Below are 18,392 nucleotides of genomic sequence, written 5' to 3'. Positions count from 1 at the left end.
TAGCCCTTTATGAACCACCCGTGAGGAACCATGCTGTTTTACAGGCTGAAAATGCTGACCGCTATTACAACGCCCCTTTGCTTGCTCATGCTGGCCATGCCCGTGATGTCGCAGGAAGAGCCGCCTGCAAGCAGCAAACAGAAACCGGCAACCCAGAAGGTTCTGCTGGCAGAATTGGCAGAAGACGAAAACGTTGAGGATGTAGAGCGCTCAGAGCCACGGCGAATTCCCCTTACGGCCCCAGCACCCGAGGTGGCCCCGGCGGCTGAAACAGCGGCACCAACACCCAGGCCAAAGCGTTCACCCAAGCCGAAAAAAGTAGCGCCCAACATTGACCTGAAAGAAGTTGCACCCGCACCTACTCCTGAGCCACCGAAGGACCCCTCCATTCAGGACCACCCGGCCACCGAAGAGCAAGCCATAATCGAACCCCGGGAAGACACGGCCCCCGAAATGGAAACCAAAGACCCGGAGCCTGCTAACAATCTGGTTTTGTTAGACAGCGAAGTGTTGCCAGGTACATCTACACGCCTGGCATGGTCGTCCGGCATCCAGATTGCCGGCTTGTCGCAGCCGACACCGGTATTGGTGGTTAACGGCGTCAATGCCGGCCCCACCCTGTGCCTGACAGGCACCATCCACGGCGACGAGCTGAACGGTATCGAAATTATCCGCCAGACGATGTACGACCTTGACCCGGAAAAACTCAGCGGTAGCGTGGTAGGCATTCCCATTGTGAACCTGCCCGGTTTCCAACAGGGTAGCCGCTACCTGCCGGATCGACGCGACCTGAACCGGCACTTCCCTGGCCGTCCCGACGGCAGTCTGGCAGACCGGATCGCCTATTCGCTTTTCGAAAATATTATCCAGCATTGCGACATGCTGGTAGACATACATACCGGCTCACTGAAGCGAACCAACCTGCCGCAACTTCGTGCCGATATGAACAACCCCACTGTGGCCGAATTTACCCGAGGGTTTGACCGCATGGCAGTGGTGCATAGTAGCGGCTCACGCGGAATGCTTCGCACCGCAGCGGTTAATGCAGGCATCCGTGCGGTAACGCTTGAAGCCGGCGAATCCCATCGCATTCAGGAGCATCAGATTAGTGCCGGCGTAAACAGCCTCACCAGCCTGATGGAAAAACAGGGGATGATCTCGCGAATGTTCGTATGGGGCGACCCACAGCCCGTGTATTACAACTCTGCCTGGGTACGAGCAAACGATGGCGGCATTCTGTTCAGCAAGGTCAAGTTGGGCGCGAAAGTGTCCAAGGGCCAGGTGCTTGGCTATATCGCTGATCCGATCACCAACGCGCAATACCCTATCCATTCCAGCAGCGATGGCCGCATCATTGGCATGGCTGTGGATCAGGTGGTCATGGCCGGCTTTGCCGCCTACCACATAGGTACAGAGGCAAAGGTTCCGGGAGAATAGCCCTGAAGGCTTACAGCTCGCCGCCCTTCAAAGCCGACTCAATGCGCTGCAGCACATCGGCCAGCACAGCTTCGGGGCAGCCGATATTAAGCCGCATAAAACCACTGCCTTGCTCGCCAAACGAGATGCCGGGGTTCATGCCCACTCCGGCGTCTTGCACGAAAAACCGCTTCAAGGCCGCATCATCCAGCCCCATCTCCCGGCAATCCAGCCACACCAGATAAGTCCCTTCTGGCGCGCGGGTTTTGATACCGGGCAAACGGGCATTAACCCTGTCGACTACAAAGTCCCGGTTCTTCTGCAAGTACACCATCAGCTCGTTCAACCAAGGCCCACCGGAACGGTAGCCGGCTTCAAACCCTGCAATGCTGAACGGGTTGCACTGGGGTAGGTGCATGGAATCGAATACCGCTTGCATGGCATTGCGCTGTTCCTTATCGGGAATGACAAGAGCAGACAACCCAAGCCCGGGTATGTTGAAGCTCTTGCTGGGTGCAATAGCCGTAATCAGCGCATCGCCGGGTCGCGCAAGTGTTGCCAGCATCCGGTGCCGGGGCATATCGGCAAAGGTAAGATCGCAGTGAATTTCATCTGAAATAACAACCAGATCATGACGCCGGGCGATATCCAGAACCGCTTTCAGTTCTTGCTCAGACCAGATTCGCCCAACCGGGTTGTGGGGTGAGCACAACATCAGCAGGCGGGCATCCGGGCGGGCAGCACACGCTTCCAGATGCTCGAGATCCATCCGGTAGTAACCGGTTTCATCATCGCAAGCCAACGGATTTTCGATAATTTCCCGCCCGCTCTGGCGAACGGAACTGAAAAACGGCGGGTACACCGGGGGCTGAACAATCACACCTTCACCCGGGGCCACATAAGCCATACAGGCGGCATGCAAAGACGGCACAACGCCCGGCGCCATCAGTATCCAGTGCCGTTTGATTTCCCAGCCGTGCCGCTCACGAAACCAGTCAATGATGGATTGGTACAGGCTATCCGGAAACAGGGTATAGCCATAAACCGGATGCGCGGCACGCTCTGAAAGCGCATGAGTAACGGCCTCTGGTGCGGCGAAATCCATATCTGCCACCCAGACTGGAATCACATCCTCGCGGCCAAACACTGTCTTGCGGACATCAAGCTTAACCGAACAGGTATGTTCGCGATTAAGGGGCTGATCAAACGGACTTGTCACTGGTAAACTCCATAACCGATTAGCAATCCTGGTATCCGGGTTATTGTGGTCGCGTAGCATCAGCACCGCAACCAACCTGCGGCGCCTATTGGAGCTTTTGATGATTGCCCAGATTCTTTCGACCCTGCTGCCCGTATTTCTTATTGCAGGCTGTGGCGCCCTTTACGGTCGGTTTCGCACCCCGGATATTCGCGGGCTGAACGTTCTGAACATGGAACTGTTTGTGCCCTTGCTGGTATTTGCCGTGCTGGCCGACCAGCAGGCACCTCTGCAGGATTATGCCGGCCTTGCCTTGGCTGCGACGGTGGTGGTTCTGGGTTCAGGCATTGTTCTGTATCCGCTGGCCCGGATTCTCAATCTGAACCTGAAAACTTTTTTGCCGCCCATGATGTTCAACAACTCAGGCAACATGGGTATTCCGCTACTGGTTCTGGCTTTTGGGGAAGCGGCACTGCCTGCCGCTATCGTGCTGTTCATTGTGGAAATGCTGCTGCACTTTTCCGTAGGGCTGTACATGCTCGACCCACACACCTCCCTATTGCAACGCCTGAGACTACCCATTGTGTTCGCCAGTATTGCCGGGCTTGCTGTAAACCTGTCGGGCGTCAGCCTTCCCGACTGGCTGCTCCACTCCCTGAACATGCTTGGGGAAATCTGCATACCGCTTATGCTGTTTACCCTCGGGGTGCGCATGCTGGATATCGATTTCAGCGACTGGAAGCTGGGCATGCTTGGCGCCATCGCCTGCCCTGTAAGTGGCTTACTCCTGGCATGGCCGATGATTGCACTGATGGATTTACCCGGCCTTCAGGTTGCGTCACTCTGGGTTTTCGCAGCCCTGCCTCCTGCGGTGCTGAATTACATGGTGGCTGAGCAATATCAGCAGGAACCCCACAAAGTGGCCTCTCTCGTATTATTAAGTAACCTTGGTAGTCTGATTGTTATGCCGATCGTGCTTGGGTTGGTTTTTGCCGCCGGTTATATCTGAGGAACGAATAAATGTCTGAAACCGTTGCGGTAGTGCGCGCCTCCCGCCCTAACTTCCTGATTCTTGCCCCTCTGTGTGTTGGGCTAGGCGTTGCTGTGGCCTGGCATCAAGGCGAGCCGCCGGCGCTTCTGGATACACTGCTGGTGTTTATTGGCGCACTTTTGGCTCACGCGGCCGTGAATCTGCTCAATGAATACGAGGATTTTGTGTCCGGGCTGGATTTTATAACCACTCGTACACCCTTTTCAGGAGGTAGCGGTGCCCTGCCTGAGCAACCAGGCGCAGCAAAGCGCGTGCTGCTTGCCGGCCTTGGAACCCTGGTTCTGGTAATCCTCATTGGCCTGTACTTTCTTTGGCAGCGCGGGCTGCCCATGTTGGTTCTGGGCACGGCCGGTGTTGTGCTCGTGCTCACCTATACCCGCTGGATTACCCGCTCCCCCATACTGTGCCTGCTTGCACCGGGCATCGGCTTCGGACCGGTAATGGTTCTGGGCACCTTAGTGGCACTTGGCGCCAGACTTGATGCCACCGCCATTGCCGTATCGGCGATCACACTGCTACTGGTGAGCGAATTACTGCTGATCAACCAGATCCCCGATGCCGACGCCGATCGCAAAATAGGGCGTCGCCACCTGGTGATTACCCTTGGCACCCGTAACGCTGCCCGGTTGGTATCCGCATTATTTCTGGCGGGTTATGTCGTTTTGGTAGTGGCCATACTCGCTGGCTGGTTGCCATTGCCGTCTATACTGTCACTAGCAACGGCTCCCTTCGCACTCTGGCTTGCCCGGAAGCTGCCGGGCGCCCTTGGTCAGCCAGACGCACTCAACACCTTGCTGGGTACCAACGTAGCCATTCTTCTGGCCACCCTGGCCCTGCTCATTGTCGGTCTGAGCCTATAGCCAGAGGCACCTGCTCACGTGCTGCCCTTGCATGTGGGGAAACTTTGGCCGAAGGTTAATCTGAAATTCGGCGAATTTTATCCACGATATGGAGGTCTGCCCGTGAGTGTACTGTTACTGCTCATCAGTGCCCTGGTTCTTATCTATGTGGGAATTGGCGGCACCACAGCTGCTGTGGTGATGTCTGTCGCAACCCTGATTGGCCTGTTTCAGGACGAGTGGCACATAGCCAGCATTCTGTTTGGCGGTCTTTTTCTGGCGCTTGCCCTGATTCTGGTTATTCCCAGCGAGATGCGTCTCGATAAATTCAGTCGCCCACTGCTGGGCTGGGTTCGCAGTCGTCTACCCAAACTATCTTCAACGGAAGAGGAAGCTCTCAAATCCGGCTCTGTAGACTGGGATGGTGAACTGTTCTCCGGCAAGCCTGAATGGTCGAAACTGCTGGAAGCAAAACCCGCACACCTGACCAGTGAAGAACAAGCCTTTCTCGATGGCCCGGTGGAAAAACTCTGTGGCATGCTCGATGACTGGAAGATCACCCACGAAGAGTACGACCTGCCGAACAAAGTATGGAAGTTTATTCGTGAGAACGGCTTTTTCGGCCTGGTGATTCCGAAAGAAGACGGGGGCATGGGCTTCTCCAACACCGCCCACTCAGAAATCGTTATGAAGATCTCTACCCGCAGCGTATCGGCTGCGGTCACCGTGATGGTACCCAACTCCCTCGGCCCGGGTGAGTTGCTAATGCACTACGGCACCGACGAACAGAAAAAGTATTACCTGCCAAGGCTCTCTGGTGGTGAAGAGATCCCCTGCTTTGCCCTCACATCGCCCATTGCGGGTTCCGATGCAGGCGCCATTCCCGACAAAGGCATTGTGTGCAAAGGCCAATGGAACGGCGAAGAAGTTCTGGGGCTGAAAGTTACCTGGAACAAACGCTATATCACTCTCGCCCCTGTTGCCACGCTGATTGGCCTGGCCATTAAAGTTTACGACCCGGAAAACCTGCTGGGTGAAAACGAAGACATTGGCGTGACCTGTGTGCTGGTTCCGCGGGAAACCGAAGGCGTACACGCAGGCACCCGACACCTGCCCATGAATACCGTGTTCATGAACGGGCCTACGTGGGGCACCGACGTATTTATTCCCATGGATCAGGTCATCGGCGGCCAGGACATGCTCGGCAAGGGCTGGACCATGCTGCTGGAATGTCTGTCTATCGGGCGCTCTATTTCCCTACCTGCACTGGGCACAGGTGCTGGCAAGGTTGCCAGCCTGGCGACCGGTTCCTACGCCTATACCCGCGAGCAGTTCGGTCGTTCCATCAGCCAGTTTGAAGGTGTTCAGGAGGCTCTGGAACCCATCGCCGGTTACACCTACATGATGGATGCCGCCCGCTTGCTGACCTCCGGCATGCTGGACAGAGGCGTGCGGCCCGCGGTGCCTTCTGCCCTGCTGAAATACCGCAACACAGACCTGATGCGGATAGTGATCAACCACGCCATGGACGTAGTAGCGGGGCGCGGCGTAATAACCGGCCCCCGCAACTTCATGGCTCGCGCTTACAACGCTGTCCCCATTGGCATTACGGTGGAAGGCGCAAACATCCTGACCCGCAGCCTGATGGTGTTTGGTCAGGGCGCGATTCGCTGCCACCCGTTTATTGTTGATGAAATCGCAGCGGCTGACATGGAAGACGAAGACCAGGCGGCGAAGAAGTTCGACGGCATCTTCTACAAACACCTGGCTCACACCACACGGAACGCTTTGAGGGCTTTTGTTCTTGCCCTCTCCGGCGGGTTGTTTGAAACCGTGCCACGGCAAGGAAACATCCGCTCATATTACCGCCAGCTTGCCCGCTTCTCGGCGGCGTTTGCACTGATGACCGATGTAACTCTGCTCTCCGTGGGCGGAGGGCTAAAAGCCCGGCAGCGCCTCTCCGGGCGCATGGCGGACTGCCTGGTGCAGCTGTATTACGCGACGGCCGTGATCAAGCAGTGGCACGAGGAAGGCTACCCTGCCGACCAGCGCCCACTGGTGGAATGGTGCCTGCAAACCTGCCTGCAGGACTTACAGCACTCCATGCGTGAAGCCATCACCAAATTCCCTGTACCCGCTCTACGTTGGCCGATGCGCCTGCTGGTGTTCCCGCTGGGTGCGACCGGCCTGAACGGGCCGGATGACAAGCTAGGTGCCAAAGTGGCTGCCAGCATTGTCAAGGACACACCGCTGCGCCAGCGCATCAGCCGCGGCACTTACACCACAATGGATCCGAAGGATCCCCTTGGCCGGGTTCTGAATGCCTACAAGCTGGCAAACGAAACCGCCGATGTACGCGGTCGCCTTCACGAAGCCATTCGTAATCGTGATAAAGATGATCTGGACGAAATTACGCTACTGATGGGCCACGAACGCAAGAAACTGGTGGACTGGGCCTGCTCAGAAGGTTCCGTGAAGGCTGAGGAGTGTGAAAAACTTGAAGAAGCACTGACCGCCCTGTACGACGTTATACGGGTAGATGCATTTGATGAGGAAGGTCTCAAGGCGCTGTCTCGGTGCGCCAAGGGCAAGCGAAAAGTAGTCGAGCGCCCTGGAGTCAAGTAATCTCAAGGGCAGTGGCCAGCATTTGAAAACGCTGGCCACTGTCCTTATGGCTTAGCGGCTATGCCCGGGAACCTTCGTGATATACAGGCCAGTGATCCACAATCTTTCCATCGCGCACCGCCAGTATGTCGCCAAACTGCAGCAATACGGCCTCACTTTGTTGCGGGCGCAAAAATACCTGGTCGTTCACTTCAAGCCCCACTCCCGGCGAGGCTGTCACTAACTCCTGGTTGGAACTCCTGCCATACAGGCTATTGCTCTGGAGCCCTTCTGGTGCAACAAAGTCCGCCAGCCAATTACCGCCATACATAAAGTAGCTGGCACGTTGGTTCACATCCCACCATGAGAAGATTCTGGATTTCCCATCAAGCGCCGGGATATTCACCGGTCCTGTGGATTTCAGTACCGGGCTGGCAATAAAAGCTGCGGGAATATGATCACTCAATGAAGGCAAATCAAAGTGAGTGGGCATTACCATGGCAGAGCCCACCGCCAGCTCCGTACTCAGGGTTTCGGTTTCATGCAATCGATAGCTGGGGCTGCCAGCTGTATTCAGCGCCAGGCTATCCCGCCATAATGCCGGGTAGTGATTTTTCGTGAAATCAGCAAAGCCCTGATAGCGGGTCATCACCTTGCCTAGCAGCGTTTCCGGAGAGCCAAGAACCGAGGGCAACTCCATACCCACAAACGGGTCGTAACCCATAAACCCGGAGAACTCGAGATGCTCCGGGTTATTGGCAATCAAGCCAAGCAACGCATTCAACGTATCGTTATCGGTCACACCACCGCGATGCAAGCCAACGTCCAGCTCAATGTTGATACGGAACTTGCTGTTACGCGCTCGTGCTATCTGCAGGTACTCCTGCAATCGCTCAGGTGCATCAATCAGCCACTGGATTCTCGCTGTGGGATCAGCTTGCCCTTGATGCTGCTGATAGAACACCTCAACGGATCGGGCTGGCAGCGGTTTGCCCAGCAATATATCGGCTTGTGGAAAGTACTCAGCGGTCTGATTCAGGAAGGGTTGGTGAAACGACATCAGCTTTTCTGTGCCGGTACGGTTGGCAATGTATTCCAGCAATCCGCGCGCGGGCAGCGACTTTTCAACCAGGCGCAACGACTTGCCGCTGCGTTGCAGGGAAGCTTTAACCACATCAATATTGTGATCCAGGCGGTCCAGATCCACCACCAATACAGGCCGCATGGGCCCGGCGCGTTTCAGCTCCGCGTTCAAAGCTTCAAAGTAAGCCGTATAAGGTTTGCCCTTGTCAGCAGGACGCAGCAAGGCGGCGCCAGTCAGTATGGCCGCACTTCCCAGCAGGCCTGTGAACAGAAAACCACGACGATTCACAATGCTGTCTCCTTTAAGCGCCCAGTATTGAGCGCAGGTGGGCATTCAGGAACTTGCCCCGGGGGTCGAGGCTCTCGCGTACCCCCGTAAACTCACGCCACTGAGGATATAGCTTTTCAAGATGGCGGGCATTCAGCGTATGCAGCTTACCCCAGTGAGGCCTGCCATCGTATTTCCAGAAAATCGGCTCTATGGCCGCAAACAGATTGTGGTAATCCATGCTGTAGTGCTGGTGCACGGAAATCGCACAACTGTCGCGCCCCTGGAACATACTCAAAGGTATATCGTCAGCCTGCACATAGCGGTATTCCAGCGGGAACCAAGTGGGTAAATCATTGCGCTCTATCAACTGCAGAATCTCACGCAGGCAGGCAGGGCCATGCTCCGCGGGCACTGAGTATTCCATTTCGTTAAAACGCACCGAACGTATGTTTGAATAGATTTCGTAAGACTCGTCAATACGCTCATCAAAGGTGGCAAAGTGCCGCAGGTTGTTCAGCAGAAACCGGCGGGCAGAGGGGAAGTCACTGCCATATTTATCCAGCTTCTCCAACAGAGTCACGAACTCATTGCCACCGCTTTCAGCCTTGTTTACCGGTGGTGTAGCCGCCTCTTCAGTTTCGTTCAAGGCAATCGCCAGGGCGTAGTCTGAATGGGTAATTACCAACATTTCCCAGTGCTGGTTCTCGGAAACATGCTTATCAATATCCGCCAGCAAGTCTTCTGTTTTGGCAACCCACATGGTTTCCCGCAGGCGATAGCTTGGCCGGTTCTGCATGGTCAGGCCAGTGATAACCCCCAGTGCACCCATGGATACCCGGGCTGCATTGAATACGTCCGGATGTCGGGTGGCATCGCAATCCAGCACCTCCCCGCTGGCAGTCACTAACTGCACGCCTTTGATGTAACTGGAGTAAGACCCGTATTTGATGCCTGTACCGTGGGTGGATGTGGCAACAGCGCCGCCCAGGGTCTGGTGATCAATATCCGCCATATTGATGAAACCCTGGCCCACCTCGTTCAACGCCATCCCCATAAGCGCCATGGAGGTACCGCCACCAAACTCTGCCTGATGGGTTTCCGGATCGTGGCTGAGCATGCCGCCGAAATAGCCCAGGGAAAGCAGGGTGTCATCCGTGGGCACCAGCGGGCTGAACGAGTGCCCTGCCCCCACCGGGCGAATGGTGCCGGTGCTTCGGGCAATCACATCAACCAGCTCGTCCAGTGTTTTGGGAGCTACCTGCTCTGCAGGCAAGCAGGTTTGCACGCCCGACCAGTTGCGCCAGGGTTGCATACGTTGAGGGTTGAGAACTTGTGCAAGTGCGGCCTGGCTACCAAGCGCACCCAAAGCTCCAAGGGCGCCGGCGTATTGGAGAAACTGGCGACGATTTAACGACATGGTGGTTCCTTGTTCACTGCGTTGGTGACTACGCGCAGTTTTGTTACTGTTGAAACAAGGATACCCGCTGCAAGATTATTCTCCGATAGCACTAGCGACGCAAAAGCAGATACAAAGGGTCAATTTCCCATCATTGTGATCTGAGTCCCCCTCTGATGGCTTCATCCACCAGCCAGCCCCTCAGAAGCTGTATGCTCCGCTCCCTTCTTCGGCTGGTTTTCCAGGCAAAATAAAACCGGTCGCCGGTGATCAGAGGGTGGCATGGCAAGCGCACAAATTCCTCAGAATCCTTTCGGGTACTCAGCATGTAATCGTTGGTCAGGGCAATGCCTTGGTGGTGACGCGCCGCTTCCAAGGCCAGCAGCATGTGACTGAAGTGCTGAACGCGAGCGCTTGTTGGTAGTGTTTCGCCCACCGTCTGATACCAGGCCTCCCAATCTCCAGCGGCCTTATCATAAATACTGTGGGTAGATAGCAAAGGATACTGCGCCACCTCAGCGGTGGTCATGGCCGACTCATCACGTCCTGTTGCGGCGGCCTCTCGCCCCAGCTCTCTACAAATCCGCTGCCAATAATCCTGACTGCATACGGGAAACAGTTGTTCCACGTATAACAGTTCGTAGCTGTATGCTGGTGAGTCCTGATTAATGGTAATAAAGCAGTCCGCCACACGATCAGACAGCACCGGATTTTCGCTGGTCATTTCCAGCGCCAGCTCTACTTGGGGGTGCTGCCGCTGCAGGTCGGGCAGCCTCGGTACCAACCAGCGAACAGCAAAGGAACTGAACAACGCAAGCCGCAACCGCGATTCTTCATGCCCTAACAGCTTTTCACTGGCCCGCTCTATTTGCAGCAAAGCCGTGCTGACGGCATCAAGATACTGCCGTCCCTCATCGGTTAACGCGAGTGTGCGCCCGCCGCGTAAAAACAGCTGCTCTCCAAGATAGGTTTCGAGTTGTTTGATCTGATGGCTCACCGCACTCTGGCTTACTGCCAACTCCTCGGCAGCCAATGAAAAACTGTTGAGGCGGGCAACCGCTTCGAATACGGGTAGGGCTCTGAGAGGTGGCAGCTTCATTATCTATTTATCTAATAGACCAGTAAGAAACATCATTTTATCGGATATTAAAACCCAAGTAGACTGTAACTGCCACTTTCTATGTGTGCGCTTTATTCATCCCCCCCGTGTCTCAGGTAAGAAAACGATGTCAGGTAAAACTGTAAACAGCGCAATTCTTTTGCTTGTGCTTGGCAACGCCATGGCGCTCATCTCTGACGTGTTTATCAAACTGATGGAGCCCGGCGCACCCATTCTGCAGTTTGCATTTCTACGCTGCCTGATCACCCTCGTGTTTTTGCTACCCCTGGCCCGCAAGGTCGACCGCACCAACCTGTTTGCCGGTATCAAGGTGCACGCCATAAGAGCGCACGTTCATCTGGTGGGCCTGCTGTGCATGATCGTAGCCCTGAGCAACCTGCCACTGGCCACCGCCAACGCCGTGTTTTATGCAGCTCCGATTCTGGTGATGGTGTTTTCGGTGGTTATCTTCCGGGAGTCGCTGTCGCCTTTAAGTGTACTTGCAGTATTCAGTGGATTCGCGGGCATCATCGTTATCCTGCGCCCGGTTGAGTTCAACTGGGCGGTTGCCGGGGCACTGGGTTCGGCGATTACATTGGCGATCAATGCGGTGATGGTGCGCAAGCTGCCCAAGGGCCAGACCACGGTGCACAAGTTGTTTCTCAACTACTTGTTGGTGATACCCGCTGCTGGCCTGCTCGCTTTATGGGAGTGGCAGCAGGGTGCGTCCTGGCATCCGGAGATTCTGTTTACTGCCACGGCGTCGGCATTTTTTATTCTGGGTTATAACATCACCGTTTTATTGGCCTACCGGCAGGTGGATGCCAATCAGGTGACCAGTGCTGAATACACTGGGCTGATCTGGGCGGTAGGTATTGGCTGGATCTGGTTTAACGAAGTACCGGACTGGTGGTTCCTGGTGGGCAGCTTGATGGTTGTTGTGCCGCTGGTGATGATCGGCCTGAACCAGCGCCGTAAATCACCTCCCAGGGGCTTTAATCCTGCTACCCGAGATGAGCAACAGACGGCCACCGCCGAAGCCTGATGCAACCGGGGGCGGGGCACCTTCCAAAACTGTGCGGAGCCAGGGATGGCGGAGCCAAGCGTACACGGACGTATTCACAGCGTGTTTTGGAAGGTGCCCCGCCCCTGGTTGCCTCCCCGAAGCCAAAGCTCTTGCTCAGGAGTCTTTCTTGAGATGGGACTCAATTGCGAAAGTATGAGTACACTCGTCACCCAGCGCACGCAACGATTCAGCGAGCCGAAGCAGATATTCGGAGTTGGGACCGCTAGGCCCAACCGCAGAAGCAATCTGACGAGCTATATCCGCGTCCGGCGCATCGCCAAGAAAGGCTGCATTGTCCTCAGTTGCAATGTAAACCAACCCCTCGCCATGGCTGCCATCACCGAACGTCAACGTTGTGGTGAATCGCAGGTAGCCATTCTTCTCCCGCACATCCAAATGCTCAAATACCTTCGGTGATACCCGGAACGCCATACCTTTGCAGGTAGCTCCCGGCTTCTCGATCAAGGTCACCACCCTGCCCGGTGCTTCTGGCGTACCGCGATGATCGTGAGAACCCTGCCAGAACCGGCGCGCCCAGCCCTGAATGGATGCGGGGCGCTTTTCCAAGTATGGAAAATCCACTTTGTAAATCAGCGAGCCGTAACCAAACAACCAGATGGAGTCGATACCAGAGAAATCCTGCCGGTTGCGATTGTGCTCTGTGGTGTCTGCAGACATTGTACTTTCTTAAGCTCCCATTAATCCCGAACTGGCAATAAAGCCGGTGATGCCTGTCAGAATAATTTCAGCCGCCATAGCCGAGAGTACCAGACCGCTGATTTTGGAGAGGATGTTAAGGCCGGTCTTACCCAGGGCTTTTTCCAAGTAGCCAGACAAATGCAGCAAAATACCCAGAATCAACAGGCCGGAAAGCAGACCTAACAGCCCTCCGGCAACTTCCGGGGCATTCTTGAGTTCAGCACCGTAGACCAGAATAGCACCGATGGTAGCCGGGCCAATCATGATGGGCACCGCCAAGGGCACCACTGCCACATCGTCACGGTCTTCTTCCGGCAGGCCGGTGGCGTGGTTGCGGGTGCCGCTGGTGACCAGGCTGATAGCGGTGAGGAACAGCAAGGTGCCTGCGCCAATACGGAAGGAGTTCAGGGTAATGCCAATAGCACTGAACAGTACCGGGCCGCCAAAGAACAACAAGACACCCATAACAGATGCGGCAATACACGCCCGGCGGATGATTGAGGCCTTTTCAGCAGCGGGTAGCCCACGGGTCAGGGCAATGAACATGGACACCGCAAAAAACGGCGCCAACAGGAACACGAAGCGGATGGTGCTGCTGATATAAGTGCTGAAAAACGTCTCAAACATCGAAGTATTCCGGTCTATGCAAAGACGCCAAGCATAGCGTTTTATCCGGTTTTTTGCCGTACGCAACAGAACGTATGACAAGCAAAGTCCTGAGGTTGCACTAGGCTGTAGATAGTTTTACTTCATTTCATCGGTTCAAACAAAGGGCTTTTGCATCATGAGGATCGGCATACCCAAAGAAATATTTACAGACGAGCGAAGGGTTGCAGCGACACCACCTTCCGTACACAAACTGATCGGCCTGGGATACGAGGTTGTGGTCGAATCCGGCGCCGGCGAGTCAGCGCATTATCGCGATGAAGCCTATGAGGCTGTTGGCGCCACCATTGCCGAAGACACAACGTCATTATGGGGCGAGGCGGATTTCATTCTGAAGGTTCGCGCCCCTATGCTGAATCCTGCGCTGGGCAAGCATGAAGCCGATCTGATGAAGGAAGGTGCCTTTCTTGTCAGCTATATCTGGCCGGCCCAGAACTCCGACCTGCTGAACCAGTTAGCTGGCCGGAAAATCACCACCTTTGCCATCGACAGTTTGCCCCGAATCAGCCGCGCCCAGAAAATGGATGCCCTGAGCGCCATGGCCAACATCGCCGGGTATCGTGCGGTGGTGGAAGCGGCCAATCACTTCGGACGCTTTTTCACAGGCCAGATAACCGCAGCGGGCAAGGTGCCACCGGCCAAGGTAATGGTTATTGGTGCGGGGGTGGCCGGGCTAGCGGCTGTGGGTGCTGCCAACAGCCTGGGGGCTATTGTCCGGGCGTTTGATACCCGGCTGGAAGTGAAAGAGCAGATTGAAAGTATGGGCGCGGAATTTCTGCAGCTGGATTTCGGCGAGGAAGAAGGCAGCGGTACCGGTGGTTACGCCAAGCAGATGAGCGACGAATTCATCAAGGCGGAAATGGCGCTGTTCGCAGAGCAGGCCAAAGAGGTGGATATCATCATCACCACCGCTCTGATTCCCGGTAAGCCGGCACCGAAACTGATCACAGAAGACATGGTAAAATCCATGAAACCCGGCAGTGTGATTGTGGATCTGGCGTCAGAGCGGGGCGGCAACTGCGAACTCACCGAGCCCGGCAAAATAGTCGAACAACACGACGTTACGCTGATCGGCTACACAGATCTGCCCAGCCGTATGGCCAAGGTTGCCAGTGACCTCTACGCCACCAACCTGTTTCACCTGATGACTGAACTGACCCCGGAAAAAGACGGCCAGCCAAAGGTGAACATGGATGACGACGTGATTCGTGGTCTCACGGTTGTGCTCGACCAGGACGTCACCTGGCCGCCACCGCAACCACAAACACCCACCAGCCCCAAACCTGCACCGGGCACAGAAGAGCCCTCAGCAGAACAGAAGGCTGCCGCGCACAAGGAATCCCAACGCCGCAGCCTGATTGGCAAAGGTGCCGTGTTAATTGTCACCCTTGCGGCACTCTATGGCGTGGGTGCTTATGCGCCGGAGAGCTTCCTGCGCCACTTCACGGTGTTTGTGCTGGCCTGCTTTATTGGCTGGCAGGTGGTGTGGAACGTGACCGCTTCCCTGCATACGCCCCTGATGAGCGTTACCAACGCCATCAGCGGCATTATCGTGATTGGCGCCATACTGCATCTGGCTCAGGCGAATAACGTCGCTGTCGGAATTATGGCGTTTGTGGCGGTGCTGATTGCCAGCATCAACGTAGGGGGCGGCTTCCGGGTCACCCATCGCATGCTAAACATGTTCCGCAAATAAGGGGTCACCACCATGAGTACAGGACTCGTTAGTGTGGCCTACGTGGTCGCCAGCGTATTGTTTATTCTCAGCCTGGGTGGCCTGAGCCATCAGGAATCCGCCCGCCGCGGCAATCTTTACGGGGTTGCCGGCATTCTCATTGCATTAGTGGCCACCATGGCCAGTGTCAGCGACAGCGGGCTCGCCGCCATTGTGATTGCGGTACTGGTGGGTGCCAGTATCGGCATTATGATCGCCAACAAGGTAGAAATGACCCAGATGCCACAACTGGTGGCATTGCTGCACAGTTTTGTCGGCCTGGCGGCAGTATTGGTAGGCTTTACCGGTTATATAGATCCGCTGATTCACAGCACGGGTGCCGAGCACACCATCAAACTGGTGGAAGTGTTTGTGGGCATCTTTATCGGTGCAGTTACCTTCACCGGCTCGCTGGTGGCCTGCGGCAAGCTGGATGGCCGCATCGACAGCAAAGCCCTGACTCTGCCCGGTCGGCACTTGATGAATCTGGCGGCGATTGCCGTCTCTGTGCTGCTGGGAGCCTGGTTCCTGGGCACCGAAAGCATGGCACTGGGCATACTCGCCCTGATTCTGATGACCGTCATTGCCTCTGTTTTGGGTATACACCTGATCATGGCCATTGGCGGTGCCGACATGCCGGTGGTGGTGTCCATGCTTAACAGCTACTCCGGCTGGGCTGCGGCTTCTATTGGCTTCATGCTGGGCAACGACCTGCTGATTGTGACCGGCGCACTGGTAGGAAGCAGCGGTGCCATACTCAGTTACATCATGTGCAAGGCCATGAACCGTTCGTTCATCAGCGTGATCCTCGGCGGCTTTGGCCAGACCAGCAGCAGTTCTGCCACAGCGGGCTCTGAGGATCAGGTGGCGGTAGAGATCAGTGCAGATGAGGTGTGCGAGGAAATGCGCAACGCCGATTCAGTCATTATCGTCCCGGGTTACGGCATGGCGGTGGCGCAAGCTCAGAGCGGGGTCAGCGATATGACCAAGATGCTGAGGGAACGTGGGGTAAATGTACGCTTTGGTATTCACCCGGTCGCTGGTCGCCTGCCCGGCCACATGAACGTACTGCTGGCAGAAGCTCATGTGCCCTATGACATTGTGCTGGAGATGGACGAAATCAACGCCGATTTCCCGACAACGGATGTAGTGCTGGTGATCGGCGCCAACGATACGGTAAACCCGGCTGCCGCAGAAGACCCGGGCAGCCCCATTGCCGGCATGCCAGTGCTGGAGGTTTGGAAGGCACGGCAGGTGGTGATTTTAAAACGAGGTATGGCAACGGGTTATTCCGGGGTGGAAAACCCGCTGTTCTTCAAAGACAACGCCCGTATGCTGTTTGGGGATGCCAAAGACAGCATCGATAAGCTGGTTAACGGGCTGAGGGACTAAACTGAATAAGCTTGATAGATGCGGTATCCGGGGCACCCGGATACCAATTCACCTGCAATAAACTCAGTACAGTTTGGTAAGGGATTTGCGGGCGAAATCGTCCACTTCGCCAAGCCGCCCTTCCTGCACTTTGGTCAGCCATTCAGGGTCCTGCAGCAGTGCGCGGCCCACAGCAATCAGTTCGAATTCATGGTTATTCATGCGCTCTACCAGCTCATCAATGCCAGACTGCTCAACTGACTCTTGCTTACTGGCCATGGTGCCACTGATGAAATCTTCCGTCAGGCCAACGCTGCCAACCGACATGGTGGGCTTACCAGACAGCTTCTGCGTCCAACCTGCCAGGTTGAGGCTGGAGCCTTCAAATTCCGGCTCCCAGAAACGGCGGGTTGATGCGTGGAAGATATCCACACCGGCTTCAACCAGTGGTTTCAGGAACTGCTCCAGCTCTTCCGGGCTGCTCACCAGCTTCGCTTCGTAATCCTGCTGTTTCCACTGAGAGAAACGCAGCATGATGGGGAATTCCGGGCCTACACGGTGGCGAACGGCTTCTACAATTTCCACCACAAAGCGCAGGCGATTTTCCATGCTGCCGCCGTACTCATCATCCCGCTGGTTGGTGCCTTCCCACAGAAACTGGTCAAGCAAGTAGCCGTGAGCGCCGTGAATCTCAACGCCGTCAAACCCCAGTGCTTTGGCATCCTGTGCGGCATCAGCAAAGGCGGCGATCACATCGTCAATATCTTCTTTACTCATTGCCTTGCCGTTTGGCTTGCCCGGCGCAAACAAGCCAGACGGGCTATAACCTGGCACTGTCGGATCCGGATCTGTGCCTTCCTTACGCACCGCACCCACGTGCCAAAGCTGCGGGAAGATAGCACCACCCGCCTCATGTACTGCATCCACCACATTTTTCCAGCCCGCAAGCGCTTCATCGCCATGAAACTGGGGAACATTGGGGTAACCGTTTGCAGCGGGATGATTCACCGTTGTACCTTCGGTGATAATAAGGCCAACACCCGCCTCGGCACGGCGCTGGTAATAGGCCACCACGTTTTCACCGGGCACGCCTTTGGGCGAGAAGTTGCGGGTCATTGGCGCCATAGCAACGCGATTGCGCAGCGTGAGATTGTGGATATCGAAAGGTTGAAACATGGGGCCCAGATTTACGGTCATCAGTAACTACTCCTGGAAACGTCGGTTTCGCTATGGATTTTGGTTGCAGTGACATGGCAGCCAGATAGCTACCTCACTAATTTGGTCTCTTAAAGCAACTTTATTTAATCTGGTTTTAAGATGCAACCTTATTATGTACACTTGTTGTCATGGCCAGAAAACGTTTTGATGATTCCAATTGCTCCGTCGCCCGCGCCCTGAACCAGGTAGGCGATTGGTGGTCCCTGCTTATTGTGCTGCACGCCATGTACGGTACCCGGCGCTTTGTGGATTTTCAGCAGGAGTTGGGTATTGCCAAGAATATTCTGTGCGACCGCCTTGCCCGACTCGTGGACAATGAGGTGCTGAAAAAAGTGGAAGCAGGCGAGCACGGCTCCCGCTTCGAGTACCGGCTTACCGAAAAAGGTCGGGATCTGTTCCCTGTTGTTATTGCTCTGCGCCAGTGGGGCGACAAGTGGAATCCCGCGCCCGATGAAGCGCCACTGGATTTACGGGACCGCGCAACCGGACAACCTGTCCAGACAATACAGGTACAGAATGCCATGGGTGAACCTATCACCGTACGCGACGTTTTTGTACCTGACGCACGCATCCCCGGCAGCAAAAAAGACTCTGCCTGACAACCAGAAAATATACGTTCCCGGCCCATTTCTTGAGTTGCGTCAATTTGCCGTTGTAACGCGGTTCACCCGCTCGCAATAATTGCGCTATATCAAGTTCTC

At 55.7% G+C, this 18,392-nt stretch carries 15 protein-coding genes; 8 read left to right on the top strand and 7 right to left on the bottom strand.

The features are described 5' to 3' along the window. The first annotated feature begins 30 nt into the window (after window positions 1–30). Window positions 31–1,437, top strand: a complete 1,407-nt coding sequence (locus CDH47_RS00245; RefSeq protein ID WP_100637837.1) for a succinylglutamate desuccinylase/aspartoacylase family protein — start codon at window positions 31–33, stop codon at window positions 1,435–1,437. 10 nt (window positions 1,438–1,447) lie between these two features. On the opposite strand, the gene CDH47_RS00240 is transcribed toward CDH47_RS00245, so the two are convergent. Beyond that, complete coding sequence (locus CDH47_RS00240; RefSeq protein ID WP_239985534.1) at window positions 1,448–2,635, bottom strand: MalY/PatB family protein; 1,188 nt, start codon at window positions 2,633–2,635, stop codon at window positions 1,448–1,450. A gap of 100 nt (window positions 2,636–2,735) precedes the next feature. Here CDH47_RS00240 and CDH47_RS00235 point away from each other — a divergent pair, with 100 nt between their 5' ends. From CDH47_RS00235 to CDH47_RS00225, 3 genes are all read left to right on the top strand, one after another. Then, window positions 2,736–3,623 carry an AEC family transporter gene (locus CDH47_RS00235; RefSeq protein WP_100637836.1) on the top strand — a complete coding sequence of 296 codons (888 nt, stop codon included), beginning with the start codon at window positions 2,736–2,738 and terminating at the stop codon, window positions 3,621–3,623. 11 nt (window positions 3,624–3,634) lie between these two features. Next, complete coding sequence (locus CDH47_RS00230) at window positions 3,635–4,525, top strand: prenyltransferase (protein ID WP_100637835.1); 891 nt, start codon at window positions 3,635–3,637, stop codon at window positions 4,523–4,525. Between the two features lie 102 nt (window positions 4,526–4,627). Continuing rightward, a complete protein-coding gene (locus CDH47_RS00225) occupies window positions 4,628–7,129 on the top strand; it encodes an acyl-CoA dehydrogenase (RefSeq protein WP_100637834.1) in 2,502 nt (833 codons plus the stop codon). A 58-nt stretch (window positions 7,130–7,187) separates the two neighbouring features. Here CDH47_RS00225 and CDH47_RS00220 read toward each other — a convergent pair whose 3' ends face one another. The 3 genes from CDH47_RS00220 to CDH47_RS00210 form a co-directional block, all read right to left on the bottom strand. Beyond that, the gene (locus CDH47_RS00220) at window positions 7,188–8,480 is read right to left on the bottom strand and encodes a DSD1 family PLP-dependent enzyme (RefSeq protein WP_100637833.1); all 1,293 of its coding nucleotides are present in this window, start codon (window positions 8,478–8,480) and stop codon (window positions 7,188–7,190) included. 13 nt (window positions 8,481–8,493) lie between these two features. Further along, window positions 8,494–9,879 carry a D-arabinono-1,4-lactone oxidase gene (locus tag CDH47_RS00215; protein WP_100637832.1) on the bottom strand — a complete coding sequence of 462 codons (1,386 nt, stop codon included), beginning with the start codon at window positions 9,877–9,879 and terminating at the stop codon, window positions 8,494–8,496. Between the two features lie 130 nt (window positions 9,880–10,009). Next, window positions 10,010–10,957 carry a LysR substrate-binding domain-containing protein gene (locus CDH47_RS00210; protein WP_100637831.1) on the bottom strand — a complete coding sequence of 316 codons (948 nt, stop codon included), beginning with the start codon at window positions 10,955–10,957 and terminating at the stop codon, window positions 10,010–10,012. Window positions 10,958–11,084: 127 nt separating this feature from the next. Between CDH47_RS00210 and CDH47_RS00205 the strand changes: the two genes are divergently transcribed. Then, the gene (locus CDH47_RS00205) at window positions 11,085–12,002 is read left to right on the top strand and encodes a DMT family transporter (protein WP_100637830.1); all 918 of its coding nucleotides are present in this window, start codon (window positions 11,085–11,087) and stop codon (window positions 12,000–12,002) included. A gap of 135 nt (window positions 12,003–12,137) precedes the next feature. Here CDH47_RS00205 and CDH47_RS00200 read toward each other — a convergent pair whose 3' ends face one another. Continuing rightward, entirely contained in the window at window positions 12,138–12,701 is a 564-nt protein-coding gene (locus tag CDH47_RS00200; RefSeq protein WP_100637829.1) for a gamma-glutamylcyclotransferase, read from the bottom strand. A 9-nt stretch (window positions 12,702–12,710) separates the two neighbouring features. Next, complete coding sequence (locus CDH47_RS00195) at window positions 12,711–13,349, bottom strand: MarC family protein (protein WP_100637828.1); 639 nt, start codon at window positions 13,347–13,349, stop codon at window positions 12,711–12,713. Between the two features lie 157 nt (window positions 13,350–13,506). Here CDH47_RS00195 and CDH47_RS00190 point away from each other — a divergent pair, with 157 nt between their 5' ends. After that, a complete protein-coding gene (locus tag CDH47_RS00190) occupies window positions 13,507–15,084 on the top strand; it encodes a Re/Si-specific NAD(P)(+) transhydrogenase subunit alpha (protein WP_100637827.1) in 1,578 nt (525 codons plus the stop codon). 12 nt (window positions 15,085–15,096) lie between these two features. Beyond that, window positions 15,097–16,494, top strand: a complete 1,398-nt coding sequence (gene pntB / locus CDH47_RS00185; RefSeq protein WP_100637826.1) for a Re/Si-specific NAD(P)(+) transhydrogenase subunit beta — start codon at window positions 15,097–15,099, stop codon at window positions 16,492–16,494. Window positions 16,495–16,557: 63 nt separating this feature from the next. Here the strand turns inward: pntB and CDH47_RS00180 are convergent, their stop codons facing one another. Next, window positions 16,558–17,670 carry an NADH:flavin oxidoreductase gene (locus CDH47_RS00180; protein ID WP_100637825.1) on the bottom strand — a complete coding sequence of 371 codons (1,113 nt, stop codon included), beginning with the start codon at window positions 17,668–17,670 and terminating at the stop codon, window positions 16,558–16,560. A 149-nt stretch (window positions 17,671–17,819) separates the two neighbouring features. On the opposite strand from CDH47_RS00180, the gene CDH47_RS00175 reads away from it, so the two are divergent. Then, window positions 17,820–18,290 carry a winged helix-turn-helix transcriptional regulator gene (locus tag CDH47_RS00175; RefSeq protein ID WP_100637824.1) on the top strand — a complete coding sequence of 157 codons (471 nt, stop codon included), beginning with the start codon at window positions 17,820–17,822 and terminating at the stop codon, window positions 18,288–18,290. Window positions 18,291–18,392: the final 102 nt, after the last annotated feature.

It is taken from the genome of Marinobacter salexigens (genome assembly GCF_002806945.1).
Classification (GTDB): Bacteria; Pseudomonadota; Gammaproteobacteria; order Pseudomonadales; family Oleiphilaceae; genus Marinobacter; species Marinobacter salexigens.
The sequence above is the reverse complement of the archived record's forward strand: the minus strand, read 5'-3'. Positions and strand labels throughout refer to the sequence as shown.

Bases quoted from the DNA above. Each gene is read 5' to 3' on its own strand.
- CDH47_RS00205 (WP_100637830.1), top strand. From the start codon at position 11,085: ATGTCAGGTAAAACTGTAAACAGCGCAATTCTTTTGCTTGTGCTTGGC.
- CDH47_RS00215 (WP_100637832.1), bottom strand. From the start codon at position 9,879: ATGTCGTTAAATCGTCGCCAGTTTCTCCAATACGCCGGCGCCCTTGGA.
- CDH47_RS00190 (WP_100637827.1), top strand. From the start codon at position 13,507: ATGAGGATCGGCATACCCAAAGAAATATTTACAGACGAGCGAAGGGTT.
- CDH47_RS00200 (WP_100637829.1), bottom strand. From the start codon at position 12,701: ATGTCTGCAGACACCACAGAGCACAATCGCAACCGGCAGGATTTCTCT.
- CDH47_RS00175 (WP_100637824.1), top strand. From the start codon at position 17,820: ATGGCCAGAAAACGTTTTGATGATTCCAATTGCTCCGTCGCCCGCGCC.
- CDH47_RS00230 (WP_100637835.1), top strand. From the start codon at position 3,635: ATGTCTGAAACCGTTGCGGTAGTGCGCGCCTCCCGCCCTAACTTCCTG.
- CDH47_RS00210 (WP_100637831.1), bottom strand. From the start codon at position 10,957: ATGAAGCTGCCACCTCTCAGAGCCCTACCCGTATTCGAAGCGGTTGCC.
- CDH47_RS00195 (WP_100637828.1), bottom strand. From the start codon at position 13,349: ATGTTTGAGACGTTTTTCAGCACTTATATCAGCAGCACCATCCGCTTC.
- CDH47_RS00235 (WP_100637836.1), top strand. From the start codon at position 2,736: ATGATTGCCCAGATTCTTTCGACCCTGCTGCCCGTATTTCTTATTGCA.
- CDH47_RS00245 (WP_100637837.1), top strand. From the start codon at position 31: ATGCTGTTTTACAGGCTGAAAATGCTGACCGCTATTACAACGCCCCTT.
- pntB (WP_100637826.1), top strand. From the start codon at position 15,097: ATGAGTACAGGACTCGTTAGTGTGGCCTACGTGGTCGCCAGCGTATTG.
- CDH47_RS00180 (WP_100637825.1), bottom strand. From the start codon at position 17,670: ATGACCGTAAATCTGGGCCCCATGTTTCAACCTTTCGATATCCACAAT.